Origin of the sequence: Mucilaginibacter angelicae, assembly GCF_042434235.1 — a bacterium.
GTDB classification, from domain to species: Bacteria; Bacteroidota; Bacteroidia; order Sphingobacteriales; family Sphingobacteriaceae; genus Mucilaginibacter; species Mucilaginibacter angelicae.
Map to the genome: position 1 here is coordinate 321,462 of NZ_JBHLTS010000020.1, position 23,041 is coordinate 344,502.

At 42.9% G+C, this 23,041-nt stretch carries 12 protein-coding genes; 9 read left to right on the top strand and 3 right to left on the bottom strand.

Annotated features, from left to right (window positions below):
* Positions 1 to 15 precede the first annotated feature (15 nt).
* The 3 genes from ACFFGT_RS09615 to ACFFGT_RS09625 all read right to left on the bottom strand — a co-directional run bounded on the left by ACFFGT_RS09615 (position 16) and on the right by ACFFGT_RS09625 (position 7,413).
* Positions 16 to 1,818 (bottom strand): M61 family metallopeptidase, encoded by a 1,803-nt coding sequence (locus tag ACFFGT_RS09615; RefSeq protein WP_377022306.1) that lies wholly within the window; start codon positions 1,816 to 1,818, stop codon positions 16 to 18.
* Positions 1,819 to 2,076: 258 nt separating this feature from the next.
* Positions 2,077 to 4,224, bottom strand: a complete 2,148-nt coding sequence (locus ACFFGT_RS09620) for a S9 family peptidase (protein WP_377022307.1) — start codon at positions 4,222 to 4,224, stop codon at positions 2,077 to 2,079.
* Positions 4,225 to 4,836: 612 nt separating this feature from the next.
* Positions 4,837 to 7,413, bottom strand: a complete 2,577-nt coding sequence (locus tag ACFFGT_RS09625) for a phosphoenolpyruvate carboxylase (RefSeq protein WP_377022308.1) — start codon at positions 7,411 to 7,413, stop codon at positions 4,837 to 4,839.
* A gap of 276 nt (positions 7,414 to 7,689) precedes the next feature.
* On the opposite strand from ACFFGT_RS09625, the gene ACFFGT_RS09630 reads away from it, so the two are divergent.
* The 9 genes from ACFFGT_RS09630 (at position 7,690) to ACFFGT_RS09670 (ending at position 22,997) form a co-directional block, all read left to right on the top strand.
* Complete coding sequence (locus ACFFGT_RS09630) at positions 7,690 to 9,843, top strand: FUSC family membrane protein (RefSeq protein WP_377022309.1); 2,154 nt, start codon at positions 7,690 to 7,692, stop codon at positions 9,841 to 9,843.
* 90 nt (positions 9,844 to 9,933) lie between these two features.
* Positions 9,934 to 10,998 carry an acyltransferase family protein gene (locus ACFFGT_RS09635; RefSeq protein ID WP_377022310.1) on the top strand — a complete coding sequence of 355 codons (1,065 nt, stop codon included), beginning with the start codon at positions 9,934 to 9,936 and terminating at the stop codon, positions 10,996 to 10,998.
* A gap of 51 nt (positions 10,999 to 11,049) precedes the next feature.
* Positions 11,050 to 11,778 (top strand): DUF4184 family protein, encoded by a 729-nt coding sequence (locus tag ACFFGT_RS09640; RefSeq protein WP_377022311.1) that lies wholly within the window; start codon positions 11,050 to 11,052, stop codon positions 11,776 to 11,778.
* Positions 11,779 to 11,913: 135 nt separating this feature from the next.
* On the top strand, positions 11,914 to 13,059 hold the full coding sequence (locus tag ACFFGT_RS09645; protein ID WP_377022312.1) for a methionine aminotransferase: 1,146 nt from the start codon (positions 11,914 to 11,916) through the stop codon (positions 13,057 to 13,059).
* A 178-nt stretch (positions 13,060 to 13,237) separates the two neighbouring features.
* Positions 13,238 to 14,023 (top strand): amidohydrolase, encoded by a 786-nt coding sequence (locus ACFFGT_RS09650; protein ID WP_377022313.1) that lies wholly within the window; start codon positions 13,238 to 13,240, stop codon positions 14,021 to 14,023.
* A gap of 184 nt (positions 14,024 to 14,207) precedes the next feature.
* Positions 14,208 to 15,482, top strand: a complete 1,275-nt coding sequence (locus tag ACFFGT_RS09655) for a TolC family protein (RefSeq protein ID WP_377022314.1) — start codon at positions 14,208 to 14,210, stop codon at positions 15,480 to 15,482.
* A 20-nt stretch (positions 15,483 to 15,502) separates the two neighbouring features.
* Entirely contained in the window at positions 15,503 to 16,606 is a 1,104-nt protein-coding gene (locus tag ACFFGT_RS09660; protein WP_377022315.1) for an efflux RND transporter periplasmic adaptor subunit, read from the top strand.
* Positions 16,607 to 16,676: 70 nt separating this feature from the next.
* On the top strand, positions 16,677 to 19,814 hold the full coding sequence (locus ACFFGT_RS09665; RefSeq protein ID WP_377022316.1) for an efflux RND transporter permease subunit: 3,138 nt from the start codon (positions 16,677 to 16,679) through the stop codon (positions 19,812 to 19,814).
* 135 nt (positions 19,815 to 19,949) lie between these two features.
* The gene (locus tag ACFFGT_RS09670; protein ID WP_377022317.1) at positions 19,950 to 22,997 is read left to right on the top strand and encodes a GH92 family glycosyl hydrolase; all 3,048 of its coding nucleotides are present in this window, start codon (positions 19,950 to 19,952) and stop codon (positions 22,995 to 22,997) included.
* Positions 22,998 to 23,041 lie beyond the last annotated feature (44 nt).

The window sequence follows — 23,041 nt, forward strand, 5'->3', positions numbered from 1 at the left end:
GCAAACGTTATTTTCTCAATGCCCTTCCGTCCAGCTTTTAAAAATAGCTGCCTGCAGTTTATCGGGATTAGGCAATGGCGTTATTTTAAATGTCTTTTGCCGCAGTGTGCCCAAAACAATGGTAACATCCCGCTTTTCTCCGTTCTTTATTAAACTCAGCGTTAAGCTATCTCCTGAGTTTTTTGTTGCAAACGCTTTAAAAAGCACTTCAATTGTTGCAGGTGTGCCATCTACCGACAATATTGCGGTACGCCCCCGGATGCCTTTATCCCAGGCCGGCGATTTGTAATCAACAGTATTGATCCTCAGGGTATCTCCCTGCTGCCGTACGTTAAGGCCAGCCCATGATTGGGAAACCACCCTTGTTACTGTATCAACAGCCAATCCACCATAAGCAAAGTACTTAGGATAATTGGGCGGTTTAACTGTTGATGCATATTCAAAAACTTCGATTAATGGTATGCCTGCCATTTTTTCGCATTCGTTCCTAAATTCCTGCTCGGTAAAACCACGGTTCAGCTTTTTGTAATATTTATAATAAAGCAGGCGCATTACATCATCAAGCGTTTTTTTGTTTTGGGTAGCCTGCCGGATGCTGAAATCAAGCATCAAACCAAGGATAGGGCCTTTATCATAATAAGAGATGGTTTTATTAAAATCATCTCCCTGCCTGCCGTTAGGACCGTCATCCCAGGTGTTATAGCTGGCTTGCGTTGCGGATTGATATAAATGGCCCGGCTGGTTTTCGTAGTTGCGCAGGTTGTTCTGAAAATCACCAAACATATCTTCATTGCTCATCAAACCGGCATGCCTTGTAATCATGTACTCATAATAAACCGTAAACCCTTCCGATACCCAAAGCATATTGGTATGGTTCTCTTTCGAATAATCAAACGGACCAAGCTCAACCGGTCTGATGCGTTTAACATTGTAATGGTGAAAATATTCGTGCGCTATAAAATTGTAAAGCCTTTTACGGGCTTCGGGGGTATTAAACCCTTCGCCGCCGCTAAAGCTCAATGAAGTTGAGTTTAAATGTTCGATACCGCCTCCCCCTGCACCTATTGATAGAAAGGTATAATGTGTATAAGGGATCTCTCCTATGATGTTACTGCCGGTCACTACGATCTTTTTCAGATCATCCATAAAAGCCTGCCTGTCAAAAGCGGGTAACTTATAACCGATAAAATTATGCGGTTTGTTTTGCACGGTAAATGGCGGCAGTACTTCCAGCTCGCCCATTAAAAACGGACTGTCATAAAGCACATCAAAATCGGCTGCTTTGTAAACATGGTATTGTCCTTTCAAAGTGTCCAGGCCCGTAGCTACCAGGTTATTCCATTTGCTGTAAGGCTTCATTTGGATAGTAACAGGGTGGCGTAATTCCTCGTCGAGATACATGAACAAGCCTCCGGGGGTAATGTAAGCTCTTGTTTCATCAAGGTAAACATTGCCCACAAAAGGCACAACGGCTTTTACATCATAAGCGATCTTTACATCTCCGGATGTAGGATTAGTAACCTTCCAGGTATCTTTAGTAGGCTTCTCAAATTTAAGCGCATTTCCTTTTGCATCGGTAACCGTAAAATTTTGTACGGCACCCGCAAAATTAATCAGCTGGTAATACCCGGGCGTCCAAACGCACATTTTAAAATCGAGCGTTTTAAGGTGGGTTTTATTGCTGAGCTCAACGTGATATAAATGTTCGGCCGCCTTTTCCATCGACACTGAATATTGCATATTAACAGGTTGCTGAGCCAAAGCCCCGGTGCTCAAAAACAGGCAAAACGCGAGTGTTAACTTAGAGAGTAATTTCATTATCTGCTTGGGTTTTGCCGAATATAATAAACGGCGATTTATTTATTGTGCCACTCACCGAAAATTAACAGGAAAGATACAGCTATGTATTTTAGGGGATAAAATTTATGACGGGTGTAATTTTCAACGTTTAATATAAAAGTCGTCATTGCGAGGCACGAAGCAATCCCCACTTAGCAGGTCCTCTCTGTATAGTTTGGGATTGCTTCGTGCCTCGCAATGACGAAATGAATATATCTTCTACCACTCACCAAGCGCCTACTTCTCCACCCCCTCCAGGGCAAACAAAAACGCATAATTCAAAGCTTCTTCCTTTAAATAATCGAACCTGCCTGACGCGCCGCCATGGCCATAATCCATATTGGTATGCAGCATCAATACATTGTTATCAGTTTTATTGGCCCGTAGCTTGGCTACCCATTTGGCTGGTTCAAAATATTGTACCTGGCTGTCATGCAGACCGGTTACCACCAACATATTTGGATAGGCTTTCTTCTCCACGTTTTCATAAGGCGAATAGCTTTTCATGTATTTGTAAGCATCTTCATTTTTGGGATTGCCCCATTCGTCAAATTCATTGGTAGTTAACGGAATACTTTCATCAAGCATGGTGTTCACTACATCAACAAAAGGGACTTCGGCGATGATGCCATGCCACAAGTCGGGAGCCATGTTGGCAACCGCACCCATCAGCAGGCCACCGGCGCTGCCGCCTTCGGCATACAAGTGCTCTTTACTGGTATATTTTTGGTCAACAAGGTATTTACCGCAGTCAATAAAATCGGTAAAGGTGTTTTTCTTTTTCATCAGCTTACCATCCAGATACCATTGACGGCCCATCTCCTGTCCGCCGCGGATCCCGGCCATCGCGAAAACAAATCCCCTGTCAAGCAAACTCAGTCGGGCACTCGAAAAATAAACATCGTTGGTATAGCCGTATGATCCATAACCATAAAGCAGCAAAGGCGTCTTGCCGTTTTTTTCAAAGCCTTTTTTGTACACCAGCGATACCGGAACCTTAGTTCCGTCGGTTGCTGTGGCGTAAACGCGCTCGGTTACATAATCATCGGCCTTGTAACCGCCCAATACCTCCTGCTGTTTCATCAGCTTGGATGCTTTGGTATCCATGTTATAATCGAAAGTAGATGAGGGCGTGGTAAGCGATGTATAACCATACCTTAATACTTTACTGTTATAATCGGGATTGGCACCTACATAAATAGCATAAGCAGCTTCCTTAAAATCAACATAATGCTCCGCACCTGATGCAAGATTGCGCACCCTGAACTGGTTCAGTCCGCTTTTGCGCTCGGTGATCACGATATAGTCCTTAAACTCTTCAACACCTTCCAGCAATACATCTTTACGATGCGGCAGTACTTCTTTCCAGTTGCTGCTTTCGGTTTTATCAAGCGGGCATTCCATCAGCTTAAAATTAATGGCATTTTGGTTGGTTACTATTAAAAATTTATCGGCAAGAGCGGTAACGCTGTATAACACATCTTTAATACGTGGCTGAAACACTTTAAATGCATCGTTAGGTTTATTGGCGTCCAGATACCTGAACTCCGACGATAAAGTAGCACTCGACTGGATAAAGATAAAGCTGCCTGACTTAGATTTATCCACACCTATATAGTTCGATTTATCCTTCTCCTCATAAACAACAACATCATTAGCCTCTTTGGTGCCTAACAAATGCCGTTTGATCTTTTCCGTTAATAATGTTTCGGCATTTTTAGCGGTATAGAATAGTGTTTTATTATCATTGGCCCAAACCGAACCGCCTGTCGCGTTAGTGATGGCATCAGCATAAACCTCACCTGTTTCCAGATCTTTGATGTGAATGGTGTACTGTCTCCGCGAAACCATATCAACACCATAAGCCAGCAGCTTGTTATCCGGACTGATATTAAAACCATTAGCCGAATAGTAACTATGCCCCTTGGCCATTTCATCTACATCAAGCAATACCTCCTCTTTAGCGTCAAGGCTGCCCTTTTTGCGGCAATATTTGTAATATTCCTTCCCCTCATCGGTACGCGAATAGTAATAGTAACCATTTTTAAATACCGGTACAGATTCGTCCTTTTCCTTTATTCTCGCCTTCATCTCATCAAACAATACCTTTTGAAAGTTTTTGGTACCGCTCATCATGGTGTCCTGGTAAGCATTTTCTGCTTTCAGATAATCCACCGCTTTGGTGCTGTCAGGGCCTTTCTTAAAGTAATCTATCATCCAGTAATAATTATCGGTAACGGTGTCATTATGGATGGTACGGATATGCGGTTTAACTTCGGCAACGGGAGGTTTTACATCGGGCCATTTATACATAGTAGTTTCTGTTTTTTGTTTGCACGAAGCGGCAAAGATCAAAATACTTACCGGAATAATGATTTTTTTCATCGGATAAAAGGTTTAAAGTACTGAACCTTTTAAAGTTAGGTTTAAGAAATGGGAAAGGCAATAGGGTGTAAAATCAATCCCATATTTACTCACCCCGACTTTGCTTCGCTCGTCACCCCTCTCTACGTTGCACGTAAAGAGGGGGCTTTTTGTTTTTTTAATATTTTATTACAGGTGCACGAATTAAGCTTGCGCCTACGGACGGGTCAAAGGGGTTAACAGGGTTAACAAAAATCCGACTATTTTCAATCTATATAGTTAGCAATCAATAACTTAATACAAACAACACGTTAACCCCTCGAAATTGAATAAAGCATTCATTTTGAATTAGTTACCACAAATAGTGACAATAAGTATGCCCCCCCTCCCTACACCCACCCCGGGGGGATCGCACTTTTCCCACTTTTATTTCGACGCCGCTTGAGCCCTATAGATGGCATAAGCCACTAAAAAACTTTGCGGCTTAGCGCCTTCGCGTGCTTAAATATTGAACTATCAAGTTTCTTCTATTCACAACCACTCATCTAATCAACCACTCACCTCACCCCAACAAAAAAATCCACCTGCTATTGCTAACAGGTGGACGGGGGATATAAATTAAAACAATAAACTCTAAGCCAAATTACGGCCGGCATTTACAATACCGTAAACCGTACGGATCACCAGCTTGTTATAAACATCGTTAAGCTCGGTGTCCTTTTCATAATTGATACACTGCAGGGCATAATGCTGAATGATTACCAGCGGCAACACGATCTTTTCGCGAATGGCGATAGAACGGCGTTCAACCGGGTACTCTTCCATTAGTACAGTACTGCCGGTTAGTTCAAGCAGCATTTCGCGGGTGAGTACAAACTCATCTTTCAGCATTTTCCAGAAGGTGCCAAATTTTTCATCCTGCTCTAAATAAGCCGTAACCCTGAAATCTGATTTTGACATGGACATCATACAGTTATCCAGCATGGTTTTAAAGAAACCTGAAGTTTGGTAAAGCTCTTTGATCTCGTCCCAACCGCCGGTTTCCTTAACTTGTTTAAGCGCTGTGCCTACACCATAAAAGCCTGGGATGCTTTGTTTAAGCTGGCTCCATGAGGTTACAAAGCTGATAGCCCTCAAATCTTCCAGTTTCAATTGCGCGCCGGCATTACGCTTGGTTGGGCGGCTGCTGATATTGATCCTTGACAATAACTTCAGCGGACTGAATTTCTCCAGGTATTCAACAAACAAAGGATGCGCACGCAGATCGATAAACAGCTTATAGCTTACATCAGCCATTTGCTGAATCAAATCTTTGTGGCGGCTATCCAACAAATCGTTACGGTTAGGGTGCAGGGCCGAAATAACACCTGCATTAATCAGTTGCTCCATGTTAAACCTTGCAGTTTCAACCGAGCCATATTGTGAGCTTACGGTTTGGCCTTGTATAGTTAACTGGATATGCTCATTGGCAATCTCTTTACCCATCGATGCATAAAAACGGTGGGTTTTACCACCTCCGCGTGCCGGCGGGCCTCCCCTGCCATCAAAAAATGCCAGTTGAATGCCATACTTACGGGCCATAGCGGTAAGCTCAACTTTAGCTTTATATATCGACCAGTTAGCCATCAGGTAACCGCCATCTTTAGTACTATCCGAAAAACCAAGCATAATAGTTTGCTGGCTGCCCCTGTTTTTCAGGTGCTCGGCATAAAACGGATGGGTGTACAGTTGCTCCATAATGGCAGCAGCATGCTCCAGATCGTTCACGGTTTCAAACAGCGGCATAAAATCAATGCTCAGGCTATCTTTTTTCCAACCGCTCCATAAAAACAGGTCAATCAATTGCAGGATATCAGATGCACGCTGGCAATTACTGATGATAAAACGCTGACAGGCCTTTTCGCCGTTACCTTCCTGGATCTGTTTAACCAGCCTGATGGTATCCAGTGTATCATGGATCATGGCATCCTTTTCCTCATCAGGGCAAACAAAATCGGCCTCTTTAAAGGTGATGCTTTTTACTTTTTCATCTTCACTTAATTCTGAATAATCTTCGGCTACACCAGTATCGATGTTTTGGGTACCGTATTCAAAAACCTTGCGTAAAATGCGGCTGTCCTGCCTTATATCAATCGTTGCGAAATAACATCCAAAAAGGCGTACCTTTTGGATCATATCCTCAACAATATCCACAAACAGGCCATCATGATCTTTAAGGATCACTTCTTTTATAGAAAGCAGCAGGCCCAATAGCTCACCCTGCAGGTCAACCGGCGTTAACTGCTCGTTTGCGTTTTTGTAAAACAAGGTTTCCAGCTTGGTCATGGCCTCTTCAACACCACGGAAAGTAATACGGCGTTTCAGTGTCCTGAAATCGCGGTAATAACACCTGAACAGGCGCTGCCTTAAAAAGCTGGCAACTTCTTTAGTAGTTTGAGTGGTTACGTTAGGGTTACCATCACGGTCGCCACCCGGCCAAAAGCCAAGCTCTAATATCTGGCGGCTTGCGGCATTAATATCAAATTCCTCTTCCAGTTTTGACTGGATGCCTGATACGGCATGGTAAAATATATTTTCCAAAAACCATGAAAGGCTAACGGCCTCATCAACAGGCGTTGGTGATGTTTTATTAAAGAAAGGTGTTTTACCCAATTGCTGCAATAACACATCAATATTATTGATATCGTTGGTTTTTACAGCCTCAATTAAATCGGTCATGATGCCCAGCACCGTGCCGGGGTAAAACTGTGTTGGGTGAGCAGTAAGCACCAGGCGAAGGGAAAAATCCTTTAATTTTTCGCTGATATCCTGGCGGGCTTCGTCGCTGATGGCTGCATGCTGTAATAAGCTCTGCAGAGTACCACTATCATCAAATTTACCTATTTTACTAAAAGATGAATCTTCAATAGCATCAAACAAAACAACCTGGCGTTCAATGTACTGAATAAACCTGAACATGCGGTTGATCTGTTCGCGGTGATCGATATCCGGTACGTACTTTTCAAAAAACGACTCGATAATATCTGTCGGCGAATCATGTGTTATAGCGCCCTTTTCGCAATGCGAACTGAAGAACGGCAATAAGATCCCGGTATCCTTTACCTGGTAAAACGGAAGCGTTTGAAACAAACTGTTATATAACTCAAATCGGGTAACAACTTCATTATTAAAAGCTGCTTCTCTTTGGCTGAGTTTTAACGTTGGCGACATAGTAAAAAATTAAATTGAGGTAAAATTGATTGGTTTAGCTTTCAGCCTTTTTCCGGGGGGTGAATTTACTGATCTTTAATTTAATTTCATCAAAAAGTAAATATTTATTAACACAAAACTTTAATTTATGCCATTTTTATTAAAAAAAGGCACTAAAATTAAAATTATGTAAATTTGAAACGTCATTTTTGGGGCTATAAATTATATTTAATAAAAACAGGCCGAACAAACAAAATTGCTTATAATAGTTCTGTTATTTATAAAGCTGCTACTACCATGTCTATAAACATCAGGGAAATAAAAAGTTTCTTTTACAGTCAATATTTTTCTGATGGCATTCGCATTTGCATAGGCATTTTACTCCCCTCACTGCTGCTCATGCAGTTTGATAAGTTCGACCTTGGCCTTACGCTTTCACTGGGCGCATTGTGTATCTGCGTTATTGATACCCCCGGCCCTGTATCACACAAGCGTAACGCTATGGCAGCCGGTAACCTCTGCCTGTTTTTAGTGGCGGTTATTACCGGTTTTGCCCGGCTTAATGTATTTACCCTTGGTTTTGAGATCACCTTCTTCGCCTTTCTGTTTTCCATGTTTACCGTTTATGGTAACAGGGCGGCATCTGTGGGTACCTGCTCGTTACTGATCATGATTTTCATGATGGATAAGGCATTGGCAGCGCCCGAGGTATTGGGTTACAGCGCTACCATTTTAGCAGGCGGTGTCTGGTATATGATCTTCAGTCTGCTATTTTTCGGCATTCGCCCATACCGTGCTGCACAACAGGCCCTTGGCGAAAACGTAACCGATATAGCACGCTTTTTACGCATCAAAGCTGATTTTTATTTATCAGATACCGATATCGACGAAAACTACCGCAAGCTGGTTTCCAAACAGATCCAGGTAAGCCAGCACCAGGATGCCGTGCGTGAATTGCTTTTTAAAAGCCGTATCATGGCCCGCGAATCAACAGCGCCAAGCCGGATCCTGGTGCTTACTTTTGTTGACCTGGTTGATATTTACGAGCAGATCATGGCAACGCACTATGATTACAACCACATCCGCGAAAAATTTAAAGATACCGGCGTACTTACCGAGATAGCCCGCATTATCCATAACATGGCCGATGAGCTTGACGATATTGCTTATATTGTATTATCAAACACACGCCGTCGTCACCTAACCGATTTTACAATTGAGCTGGAGAAACTCAAAGTCAAAATCGATTCTATCGGCAAAAACAACCAGGAAACCAGTAACCTGGTACTTAAAAAGATCCTGGTAAACCTGCGTTCACTTAGCGAGGGCATCAATAACATTTATAAATATTACAGCTCCAAAGCAGCCGAATCATTGAACGACCCTAAAGGTGATGTTGAGTACACCGCATTTGTTAGTCACCAGGATTTTGCACCGCATATTTTCTTCGACAATTTCACACTGGCATCGGGCGCATTCAAACATGCTTTGCGGGTAGCATTGGTTTGTTTGGTGGGCTTTATTACGGCCAAACTTGTATCATTAGGCCACCACAGTTATTGGGTGCTGCTTACCATCATCGTGATATTGAAACCGGGTTTCAGCCTCTCCAAGCAGCGAAACTATCAACGTTTAATAGGCACCATTGGCGGCGGCGTTATAGGCATAGCCATACTTACCTTTATCCCTAATGCCACCGCACAGTTTATTTTTCTAATCATATTTATGATGGGTGCATACAGCTTTCAACGCCTTAACTATGTAGTAAGCGTTATTTTCATGACCCCGTATGTGCTTATCCTGTTCAAGTTTTTAGGGGTAGGGTTGCTCAACGTAGCACAGGAAAGGATCCTGGATACCATCATAGGTTCCACCATAGCCCTCGTGGCCAGCTATTTAATATTCCCGACCTGGGAGTTTGAACAGATCCAGGAAACCCTTAGGGATGTGATTGTAGCCAATATCAATTACCTGGTTACCATTGCCGAAAGCATCTCGGGTAAAATAACCAGCATTACCACTTATAAACTGGCACGCAAGGAAGTTTATGTAAAATCGGCCAACCTTTCGGCCATGTTTGAGCGGATGACATCAGAGCCCAAAAGCAAACAGCGCAAAATAAAGGAAGTACATAAATTCGTGGTGCTTAACCATATCCTTTCATCATACATCGCTACCATTGCATCGGCACAAAGCAAAAAGGAAATCCCGGTTGCCCACCCTGAGGCTATGAAGCTGATCAAAAAAAGTATAACCGTGTTAAATGATACCGGTCAAAAACTGCAGGCCCCCAATATTGAGTTTAATATAGGTAAAATCCCACCGGTTAACCCGGAAGTACAGAAACCTGTAGCCCAGGCAGAGGATGCCTTATTAAAAGAACAATTGGGTTTTATCAATAAGATCAGCTACGATATTGCAAAGATCACGGATAATATATTGACTGATTAACAATTTTACCGATCAGAATTATAGTTAAAAGTACTGACAGGCAACCATTAGCTATTCCTAAACGTGTTGCTGGCAGATTATCCTGATTAAATGCCAGCACAACGGATCCTGATTATAGATGGCTTTCGGTTTATCGCGCTTATTGGTGTGGTGCTGTATCATTTAACCAACCCTTATGTGGTGCACTACCCGCATGCAGGTTTTGTTGTACAGATTTTCAGCTTCGGCTACCTGGGTGTTAATTTTTTCTTCATGATCTCCGGTTTTGTAATTAACTATACCTTAGAGAACACCAGTAATATTTCTTCTTTTTTCAAAAACCGGTTTATCCGTCTTTTTCCGGCAATGCTCTTGTGTTCGCTGTTAACTTTCTTAACTGCTCCCTTGCTGGATAAGGTGCATCATTTTCCAGGCGCACATGAGGCAATCAATTTATTGCCCGGTTTAACTTTCGCTCATCCGGCTTTATGGTCAGAAGCCTTGGGCAGGCCTATCCAATGGATCAATGGCAGTTATTGGACCCTATGGGTTGAACTTCAATTTTATGTACTGGCAGCGGTTGTCTACTTTATTAATAAGCGAAACTTCCTCCGAAACTTTGTATTGGCAGCAATATTAGTCAGTATTTTTAAAGAGGTCCCAAACTACTTGGGGCACAACCATCCGGGCATTTTTTTCAGCAACTGGCGCAGGATCAGCGAAATATTTAACCTCACGTTTAACATAGGCTGGTTTTGCTTCGGTGTTTTCTTTTTCCAGTTATTTAAAGGTACCAGGTTTGGTTTCCGCAATTTAAGCACATATGGTTTTGTGGTTATCCTAATTTGCCAGGTAACGGATACCCTTGCATATTACAGCAATTCAACTGTTTTGCTTTTGGGGATCCCGGTAATGAGCATTTTATTTTTGTTGATGATATACAAAAAAACCATGCTAACCATGCTCGAAAACAAGCTGCTCACCCATATTGGCAAAATCTCTTACAGCATTTACCTGATCCACGAAGTGATTGGCATATCGCTCATTAACAGTTATGGTTCTTATCTTGGAAGCCTGAATTCCCTCTCCCCTTTTTTAGTAACCTTGCTGTTTATAGGTTTCGCCACAATCAGCTACCGGTATTACGAACGCAGGGTAAGCACCTGGCTTAAATAAGCGTTGCCTGTTAGTTTCGTTTTAGTAATTTTAACCTTTACAAGCTAACCTATGCCTTTTACTTTTGCGCACCCTGCTATCGTTTTACCACTCGACAACCTTAAAACCCGGCGGTTTTCTTTAACCGGTTTAATAGCAGGCGCTGTTGTTCCTGATTTTGAATACTTTATCAGGATGCACATATCCAGCATTTACAGTCACACTATAGAGGGATTGTTTTGGTTCGATATTCCGTTGGGTGTACTGCTGGCATTTTTATTCCACAACATTGTCCGTAATAACCTGTTCGATAACCTGCCACCGGTTTTAAGCAAGCGCTTATCCCTATACAAAACCTTTAACTGGAACGGTTATTTTAAAAAGCACTGGCCTGTAGTTTTGCTTTCGGTTTTTATTGGTGCGTGCTCTCATTTGTTTTTAGATGCTTTTACGCATCCTGCAGGATACTTCGTCAATTTATTTCCGGGGATGTTTAACCGAACCATTATAGCAGCTGTACCCCTTTATAAAATCCTGCAACATTCGTTTACGCTCATCAGTGCGGTATACATAATTTATTACTTCCGAAGAATGCCTGTTGTCCATTATGACAATCAACCCAGTTCAAAATACTGGATCCTTGTGACCATTTTTACCGCAATTATAATTGCTTTGAGGTTTTGGGTAATGCCCGATTACCGGGTTATTGCCAACGTAGTAGTATCCGTTATTGCGGCATTTTTATTAGCGATAATAATCGTCCCCATTTTTTTTAAAGGTTCTATTTCCAATGAGAAGTAAAACGTTTTCCAGCCAAAATCCCCTGCTAAAATATCCCAAACATGTTTAAACCTTTAAATTAAAATATTTCTAAATACAAAAAATACCCATTTATGTGGATAGGTTCATGATGATTTTTCCCTACTTTAGCCATTGATGATACCCGTAGTTTCAAAATTACCCCAAACCGGAACCACCATATTCACCGTCATGTCGGCCCTGGCCAACGAGCTGGGTGCAATAAATCTATCGCAGGGTTTTCCTGATTACGATTGTTCGCCCGGGCTTATTGAGCTTGTAAATAAAGCCATGAAAGAGGGGCATAATCAATATGCGCCCATGGCAGGTGTTATGGCTTTAAGAGAGCGTATTGCCGAAAAAACCGAAAAACTTTACGGCGCTGTATATAATCCCGAAACAGAGATCACCATCACTGCCGGCGGCACACAAGCTATATTTACGGCTATTAGCGCCGTAATACACCCTAATGATGAAGTTATCATTTTCGAGCCCGCATTTGATTGCTACGCCCCCGCTATTAAACTGATGGGCGGCGTTGTGAAATCGCTTGCTCTTGAACCTCCCAATTACCGCATCGCATGGGACATGGTTAAGCGCCTGATCAACCAAAAAACTAAAATGATCATCCTTAACTCGCCGCATAACCCAACGGCAACCATTTTACATAAGGAAGATATTGACGAGTTGAGCGCACTGGTAAAAAACCAGGATATATTGATTTTAAGCGATGAAGTATACGAGCACCTGATTTACGATGGTGAAACCCACCATAGCATGGCCCGCTACCCTGATCTGCAGCAACGCAGTTTCATTGTGGCCTCCTTCGGCAAACCTTTTCATGCCACGGGCTGGAAGGTTGGCTATTGCATGGCGCCTGCCTATCTCATGAACGAATTCAGGAAGATCCACCAGTTTTTGGTGTTCGCGGTGAATACGCCTATCCAATATGCCATTGCTGAGCATTTAAAAAATGAAGAAACCTATCTCAGTCTGGCCGATTTTTTCAGGGAGAAACGCGACTATTTCCGTAAGGGGCTTGAACAAACCAGGTTCGAGCTTTTACCATGTAGCGGATCATACTTTCAATCAGTGCGTTACCGTGCTATCAGCGATGAAAAAGACGCCGACTTTTCTATCCGCGTAGCAAAGGAATTTGGGGTGGCATCCATACCTGTTTCGGCCTTTTATAGCAAGGGGATTGATCACCATGTGTTAAGGTTTTGTTTCGCCAAAAGGCAAGAAACTTTAGATAAAGCCGTTGATAGGTTAATTCGCATTTGATTTTTGGTTCATGGTTCGTAGTTAATGGATCATAGCCAGGTCATTGAAGTTTGATTTTGGATCATGGTTCATAGTTCATGGATCATAGCCAAATTGTATAAGTTTTATCAGTATGGATCAACCAATTGTCATGCATTTTTTGCCATGAACCATGATCCATTAACTATGAACCACTATTATGGAAAATCTTAAAATTACTGTTTTTCAAGGCTACCTTTTTTGGGAAAATACCGATAAAAATCTTCAGAATATTACGCTCAGGCTCTCGGGCGGGATCCGCGAGAAAACAGACCTTATTATACTGCCCGAAATGTTTACTACAGGCTTCACCATGAATGCTGCCGAACTGGCCGAACCCATGAATGGCAAAACCATGCAATGGATGGAAAAAACAGCCAAACAGTATGATTGCGTGATAACCGGAAGCATCATTATTAAAGAGGGAAGTAAATACTACAACCGGTTAATTTGGATGCGTCCCGATGGCACCCACGAGCACTACGATAAGCGCCATCTTTTTGCTCTTGGCAACGAACATAATACCTACACTGCCGGGACCAAAAAACTTTTTGTTGAACTTAATGGCTGGAAAATTTGCTCGGTGATCTGTTACGATCTGCGTTTCCCCGTGTGGCTGCGCAATATTGAAGAAAACGCTTACGATCTGCTCATTGTAGTGGCCAACTGGCCCGAGCGCAGGGCTGCTCACTGGCGCACCCTGATACCGGCACGCGCGGTTGAAAACCAGTCGTACGTAATAGCGGTGAATCGTGTAGGCCATGATGGTAACGAAGTTTATCATAGCGGTGATTCTACCTGTATTGACCCTAACGGCAAGGTAGTTTATTACAAACGCGATGAAGAAGACCTTTATACTTTTAGCATCATAGGTGATGAAGTTGAAAAAGTACGCACTGCACTGCCATTTTTGAAAGATGCAGATGATTTTGAGATAAATATCTGAAGGAACCCTGATTTTTAGGATTTATGGATTGCTTGATTTAATGACGCCGCTTATTATCAGGATAATCCTCAAATCCTATTAATCAAGGTTCAGATCCTTTTTCCCCTACCATTAGTTTTTCCTCACTTCATACAAAATTCATAAGTGTTTTGAATTTTTGTAATGTAGAATTGATGAAGGAAACATGCGTACTATAAAATCCCTGCTATTTATATCACCGTTATTTTTTAGTTTACTAACACAAAAGGCCGAAGCACAAACAGATACTTTAAAGATCACCTTCCCTGACGCTGAAAAACAGTTTATTGAAAATAACCTTAGCCTGCTTGCCCAAAAGTATAATGTTGATGCCTCAAAAGCACTCATTCAACAAGCTAAACTTTGGGATAACCCAACCCTAAGCACCGATCAGAACATTCATGACGGCAGCACTAATAAATTTTTCAACCACTCCAATGGCGGCGGACAAATATTTGTTCAGCTAAACCAGGTGTTTACCACTGCGGGCAAACGCGGCAAACAGGTAAAAGTGGCCGAAGACGATGCCAAAGTTCAGGAAGCTGCTTTTAACGACCTGATGCGTAACCTGCGTTACAACCTGCAGCTTGATTTTAGCCAGCTGGGTTCGTTGAACGCGCAACAGGCGGTTTACCAAAACGAGATCAAAGCGGCCACCGAACTGGTTAACGCCATTCAAAAATCATTTGATGTAGGTAACACTTCCGCAAAGGACCTCATCCGTTTGAAAGCCCTGCTATTTGGCTTGCAGAATGACATGGTTGAGAATAACCGCCAGATCAATGATCTGCAAACAGAGCTTAAAACGTTGCTGCAAACTAAAGAAACTACGTTTGTACAACCAATTATAAATGCCAAACCAACTGAAACGGTTGATCTTGATGTGCAGTCGCTTATAACCCAGGCCATGACCAACAGGCCCGATTACCTGTCGAGCCAGTACCAGTTAAGTTCGGCTACCCATAACCTTGCTTATCAAAAAGCGCTTGCTGTGCCTGACGTTACATTAGGTGTTTCATACGATCAGAACAGCAGCTATGCCCCGCATTACTATGGCTTGCAGATTGGTTTTCCAATCCCTTTGTTCAACCGCAATCAGGGCAATATCAAATCGGCTCAATACAACATTAAAAGCCAGGAAAGCACTTTAAAACAAAATGAATTTCAGCTTAAAAATGATGTTGTAGCCGCCGTTAATCAATATAAACTGAACGTGCAGCTGTTCTCCACCCAGCAAATCGCCTTTAACGAACAATATGACAAACTGTTCGGCGCTATGCTTAAAAGCTTCCAGCAACGCCAGATAAGCCTTGTAGAGTTTGTTGACTTTTTTGACACCTATAAGGATACTAAACTAAAAATATTGCAGCAGCAATTTAACCTGCAAAAAGCTATCGCCGACCTCAACTTTGCTGTTGGCACAACTGTAATAAAATCCTGACTAACATTTTAAGACTTACTATGATGAAAAGAGAAACGCTGTTTTCCGGCATCTCAGCTTTACTATTGCTTGCCGCTTGCAAAGGCAAAACCCCTCCTGCTGTTGAAAACAAACAGGTAACTGTGAGCGATTCAATGGCAAAAATTATCACTATCGATACTGCCAAGATCGCTACCATAAAAAATGAGCTTACCCTTTCGGGCGAGGTTTCATACGATGACAACACGGTTGTTAAAGTATTCCCTTTTTCGAGCGGGCAGGTATTGGATGTAAAAGTTTCGTTGGGCGATAAAGTAAGTAAAGGCCAAACCCTTGCCATTGTGCGCAGTGCCGATGTTGCAGGTAACTATACCGACCTGAGCTCATCAAAATCCGACCTTGCTATTTATAAACGCCAGCTTGAACAGGCCGAATACCTGTATAAGAACGGCATCTCAAGCGAGCGCGATTATACCGAAGCTAAAGAAAACTATAATAAAGCCGAAGCTGCTTACAGCAAGGTTAAAGACCAAATTGCTATCAATGGTGGTGGTAATACCAGCCCGGGCGGTACATTAGTGATCAAAGCCCCTGAAAGCGGTTTCGTAGTTGAAAAAAATATCACAGCAGGCGGTTATATCCGTCCGGATAATAATAACAGCATGTTCACTATCTCCAACATGAAAGATGTATGGATCTGGGCTAACGTATTTGAATCAGACATTAGCCGCGTTAAGGTAGGTTATACTGCAAAAGTTACCACCATTGCCTATCCCGATAAAGTTTTTACCGGTAAGGTTGATGCTGTTAGCTCGGTGCTTGACCCGGACAACAAGGTATTGAAGATCAAAATAATATTGCCTAATGATGGCATGCTGCTTAAACCTGAGATGTTCACCAGCGTAATCATAGCAAACAGCGAAAAAGCACAGTCGGTTGCTATACCGGCCAAAGCCGTTGTTTATGACAACAGCAAAAACTTCGTAGTAGTGTACAACAGTAAAGACGATTTGAAAGTACGCCAGGTAAACGTTATAAAAACAGTTGAAGATACCACCTACATATCATCTGGCTTGCAGGCCGGCGATAAGATCATATCAAAAAACCAGCTGCTTTTTTATGATGCCATTGCCGGCAACAACTAACAGGCGGGTAAACTAAAAATTGCCGGGCTTTAAAACCGGGCATTTACGTTTTAAAAATACAAAGACTACAATGAACAAGTTCATCAAAAATATAATATACTTCTCGCTTAAGCACCGCTACTTCGTGTTTTTTATGACACTGGTATTGGTTGTTTTAGGTGTGTGGAGCTATACCAACACCCCCATCGAGACCTTTCCTGACGTTACCAACACGCAGATCATTATCATAGCCCAATGGCCGGGCCGCAGTGCCGAAGAGATGGAAAAAATGGTCACCATACCTATGGAAACCGTTTTGAACTCGGTACAGAAAAAGGCTAATCTCCGTACTACATCATCGTTCGGGCTTTCATATATCCGTATTATTTTTGATGATGACGTTGATGACGCGTTTGCACGCCAGCAGGTATTAAGCCGCTTGGGCAATGCCGATTTACCCGATGGAGTAAAACCCGAGGTTGAGCCGCCGTACGGCCCGACAGGTGAAATTTTCCGCTATACCTTAAAAAGCCATACCAAATCATTACATGACCTTACAGCCATACAAGATTGGGTACTTGACCGCCAGTTTAAATCAATTCCGGGGGTAGCCGACGTTAACAGCTTTGGCGGCGAGGAAAAAACTTACGAAGTGAGCGTAAACCCTTCGTTATTACAAAAATACGGCCTTACCTCGCTTGATGTTTACACTGCCCTTAACCGCAGTAACATTAATGTGGGTGGCGATATTATTGAAAAAAACGACCAGGCTTATGTTGTACGTGGTATCGGTTTGATCAATAATATTGAAGAGATCCAGAATATCATCATTAAAAATGTAAATAACGTACCTATCCTGGCCCGCGATATTGCCGAAATTAAAGAAGGCGGTTTACCGCGTTTAGGCCAGGTTGGCCGCGATAAAAACAACGATGTTATTGAAGGCATTGTGGTAATGCGTAAAGGTGAAAACCCTGCCGAGGTATTAAAGCTTATCAACCAAAAAGTTGTTGACCTTAATAAAAGCGTATTGCCTGCGGATGTAAAGATCTCCACTTTTTACGATCGTACTAACCTGATGGATTTTTGTACCGAAACTGTGATCCACAACCTTTGCGAAGGTATTATCCTGGTAACTGTTATCGTGTTCCTGTTCATGGCCGATTGGCGTACAACACTTATTGTAGCCATCATTATACCATTGGCTTTGTTGTTTGCCTTTATCTGTTTACGATTAAAGGGCATGAGCGCCAACCTGCTCTCCATGGGTGCGGTCGACTTTGGTATCATTATAGATGGCGCAGTGGTGATGGTCGAGGGAATCTTTGTGGCGCTCGATCACCGGGCTAAGGAAGTAGGCATGCAAAAATTCAACGGGCTGGCTAAGCTTGGCTTGTTCAAGAATGTAGGCGCCGAAATGGGTAAAGCTATCTTCTTCTCCAAGCTCATCATTCTTACCTGCTTGGTGCCAATCTTCGCTTTTCAGAAGGTTGAAGGTAAAATGTTCTCTCCACTGGCTTACACTTTAGGTTTTGCGCTGCTGGGTGCATTGATTTTCACGCTTACCCTGGTACCCGCCCTTTCAAGTATTTTGCTTAATAAAAACGTAAGAGAAAAACATAACCCGGTTGTAATATTCTTTGAAAACGGTATCCGCCGTATGTTCAGCTATACTTACCGTAACCAAAAACTGAGCCTCATTGTAGCGGTTGCCTTTATGTCGGTAACCTTCTTCTCGGCCAAGTTTTTAGGCTCGGAATTCCTTCCGCAGCTTAACGAGGGTGCCCTTTGGGTAACTGCGCAGCTGCCGATGAGTACATCGCTGGAAAGCTCGGTTAAGGTTACTGATAAAATGAGGCAGATATTGTCAACCTTTCCGGAGGTGAAACAAACCCTGTCGCAGGTTGGCCGTACCAATGACGGTACCGACCCTAAAGGCTTCTTTAACGTACAGATCCAGGTTGACCTTTTACCTAAAAAGGAATGGAAACGCGATATTACCCAGGAAGAGCTGATAGCAGAGATGGACAAGAAATTAAGCCAGTTCCCGGGTATCGTATTCAACTACTCGCAGCCTATCATTGATAACGTAGCCGAAGCGGTTGCAGGTGTACCAGCCTCCATGGCTGTTAAAATATTCGGCCCCGATTTCCAGGTGCTCGATCAGAAGGCTGATTCGGTAATGGCCGTGCTTAAAAAGATCCAGGGTGTGGAAGACCTTGGCATCTTGCGCAACCTTGGTCAGCCGGAGTTCCGTATTGAGCTTGATCAGCGTAAAATGGCGCTTTACGGCGTATCAACTGCCGATGCTAACTCAGTTATTGAAATGGCTATTGGCGGTAAAGCGGCCTCACAACTTTATGAAGGCGAACGTAAGTTTGATATCCGCATCCGTTATCAGAAACAATTCAGGGACACTCAAAGTAAAATTGAGAACCTGATGGTGCCTACGTTAAACGGTTCAAAAATTGCCATTAAAGAGATCTCCAAGATCACTACGCTAACCGGTCCGGCGTTTATTTACCGCGACAACAACATGCGCTATATCGCTGTAAAATTCTCGGTGCGTGGCCGCGATTTAGGTAGTACCATTGCCGAAGCACAGGAAAAAGTTGGCGCTGCCGTAAAACTTGACCAAGGCTACTCCTTTACCTGGAATGGTGAGTTTGAAAACCAGATCAGGGCATCAAATACATTAGCGCACGTTGTGCCTGTATGTTTACTGGTGATATTCCTGATTTTGTTCATCACCTTCGGTAACGCTAAAGATGCAGTGTTGGTTATTCTTAACGTGCCGTTCGCACTTATCGGTGGTATTTTAGCACTGCATATTACAGGCACCAACTTCAGTATCTCGGCAGGTATTGGTTTCATAGCCTTGTTTGGTGTCTGTATCCAGAACGGTGTGATCCTGATCTCGGTGTTCAAGAAAAACATTGAGGAAAAAATGCATCTTGATGAGGCTATTATGCAGGGTGTAATATCACGTGTACGCCCCGTAGTAATGACTGCCTTGATGGCTGCTATTGGTTTGATGCCGGCAGCTATCTCAACAGGTATTGGTTCTGAAACTCAAAAGCCATTGGCTATTGTAGTAATAGGCGGTTTGGTAACTTCAACCATACTAACCTTACTGATATTGCCTATTATCTACGCTATAGTTTACCGTTTAATTCACCGTCGTGAAAATCGTAAGCTGCTGAAAAAAGTAGGTATGATAAAAGGATAATCAACTACCTATGAATAAATATCCTAACGGATAAACCCAAAGTCGTCACTGTTTAAACAGTGGCGACTTTTTTTATTTTAATACGATATTAAAACTTTAATTTGCAGGATATACCCGGATAGCTTTTTAATAAACATGCCATATATAAAACCCTTTTTTCGCGCGGCTTTACCGTTCGCCTTTTTATTAACTGTCCCTTTCCTTTCATCGGCACAAAAGAAAAAAGAAAAGGATAAAGACTATGCTCAGCTGGTTGATCCTTTTATTGGTACCGGCGGGCATGGGCACACCTACCCGGGCCCGGTAATGCCCTTCGGCATGGTGCAGCTTAGCCCCGATACAAGGTTGGAAGGTTGGGACGGTTGTTCGGGTTATCATTATACCGATAGTTTGGTTTACGGCTTTTCGCATACTCACCTGAGCGGTACTGGTGTACCCGATTATTGCGATGTATTATTTATGCCCACTACCGGCGACCCTAAATTTAAGAACACCGAATACCGCTCCCACTTCAGCAAAAAAAATGAGAGTGCTACGCCGGGCTATTATAAAACCCTGCTCGATAAATACAACATCGGTGTTGAACTAACTGCAACCACCCGTGCAGGCATACATCGCTATACTTATCCATCAACTGACAAAGCAAACATTATTATCGATCTCCAACATCGTGATGAAGTGTTGGACTCATGGATAGAAGTGGTAAATGATCATGAGGTGCGGGGTTTCCGCATGTCAAAGTCATGGGCCGATAAGCAGCAGGTTTACTTTTATGCTAAATTTTCAAAACCATTTAAAACCTATGGTATTGCATTAAACAACGAAGTACAAAATGGACAAAGCAAAGTTCAGGGTAAAAACGTGAAGCTATTTTTGCAGTTCGATAACCCGGGCGAGGTGATCAGCAAGGTGGGCATCTCATCTGTAAGTACAGAAGGAGCTTTAAAAAATCTTGATACGGAAGTTCCTGATTTCGACTTTAAAAAAATTCAGAAGGATGCTAAGATTGCCTGGAACCATGAGCTCAATAAAATTCAGGTTGAGGGTGGCGCACCAGCCCCGTCTTCACAAACCCAGCCAGTAGGTGGTACCGGCCCTTACAGCTATGCCCCTCCGGCAAAAAAAGTAGTCCAACCCGATTACGCTAAGATAAAGCAAACGATATTTTACACCGCCCTATACCACAGCATGGTAGCCCCCAGTATTTACAGCGATGTGGATGGGCAATACCGCGGCATGGATCAGCAGGTTCACACATCTCAGGGATTTGATTATTATACTGTATTTTCATTGTGGGATACCTTTAGGGCCGAGCACCCGCTTCTTACCCTGATAGACCATAAACGCACGCTCGATTTTATTAAAAGCTTTTTGGCGATGTATGATCAGGGAGGTTTATTACCGATATGGCCGCTTGCCACTACCGAAACTTATTGCATGATCGGCAATCATTCCATCCCGATTATTGTAGATGCGTACGCTAAAGGTATCCGCGATTTCGACGCCGAAAAAGCTTTCACCGCCATGAAGGCAGCTGTAAACCGTAACCAGTTTGGGCTGGATAATTACCGCAAAAATGGAGCGGTACAATCAGATGTGGAAGATGCTTCTGTCTCCAAAACATTGGAATATGCCTACGATGATTGGTGCATAGCGCAAATGGCAAAAATGCTAAACAAAACTGATGACCATACCCAATACATTCAACGGGCTCAATATTGGAAAAACGTTTTCAATAATCAGAACACCTTTATGCAGGCCCGTGCCAACGGTGGCTGGCTGGAACCTTTCGACCCAACAGAGATCAATGGCAATTATACCGAAGGTAACTCATGGCAATATTCATTTTTAGTACCGCATGACGTAGAAACCCTGATTGATAAAATGGGCGGCAGGCAATCATTTGAAAACAAGCTTGATGAACTGTTTAGTACGCAATCAAAACTAAGTGGTAGCGATATCCCCGATGTAAGCGGCCTGATAGGCCAGTATGCTCATGGCAACGAGCCAAGCCACCACATGGCCTACCTGTACAACTTTACCGACTCGCCGGATAAAACACAGTTTTATGTAAGTCGCATTTTACGCGAGGAATACAGCAACAAACCTGATGGTTTAGCAGGTAATGAGGATTGCGGACAAATGTCGGCCTGGTATGTAATGAGTTCATTAGGGCTCTATAACATTGCCCCCGGTCAGCAGGACTTTCAGATCGGGATTCCGCAGTTTGATAAAGCGGTGATCAACCTGGAAAACGGCAAAAAATTCAACATTATTAACCCTGGTGCAGGCATTACCCGCAGCAATATCTATTTGCAGGGCATGAACCTTGATAAAAAAGTTTACAGTAAGCTTTTTATCAATTACGATGACATTACCAAAGGCGGCGATTTTGAAGTATTTACAGGTCGGTTGGCTAATAAGATTTTTACCCAGGATTTGGAAAAGCCCGTTTCAAAGATCACCGAAAGTCTTATTGTACCTAACCCGTACATCATAGCACCGGCCAAGTCATTCAAACAGCCTTTCAGCATCCAGATAAAAGACCAGGAAGCCGATGCAAAGATCTATTACACCCTTGATGGTTCTGCTCCTACCGCAGCTTCAACCCCATACACCCAGCCTGTAAATATCAGCGATAATATTACGGTGAAAGCCATCGCTATAAAAGATGGCAAAAGCAGCTTTGTTGATGAGGCCAGTTTCATCAAGCTCCGTAATGATATCAAGCTAACTATATTGAACAAATACCTGCCGAGCTATGCAGCTAAAGGAGATGAATCGCTGATTGATGGGCAGCATGGCACTACCAACTGGCGCTTAGGCAACTGGCAGGGCTACCAGGGGAAAGATTTTATTGCCATTGTTGACATGAGTGCTGTTAAGCCCATCAAACAAATCAGCATCAGCACATTGCAGGATAGTCGCGCCTGGATAGTGTTCCCCAAATACGTACAATTCTGGACATCAAATGATGGTAAAACCTACAAGCTGGCAGCCACAGTTAACACCAAAGTTGATATCAAAGATACCAACGTACAAACCCAGGACTTTATAGCGCCACTGAACACGAATGCCCGTTACATTAAACTGATAGCAAAACAATACGGCCCGTTGCCTGATTGGCATGAGAACAAAGGCAGCCAGTCTTACATTTTTACTGATGAGATAACGGTGGAGTAAGGTTTTGATGTGCAGATTTCAGATGTGCAAATGAAAAATGCAAC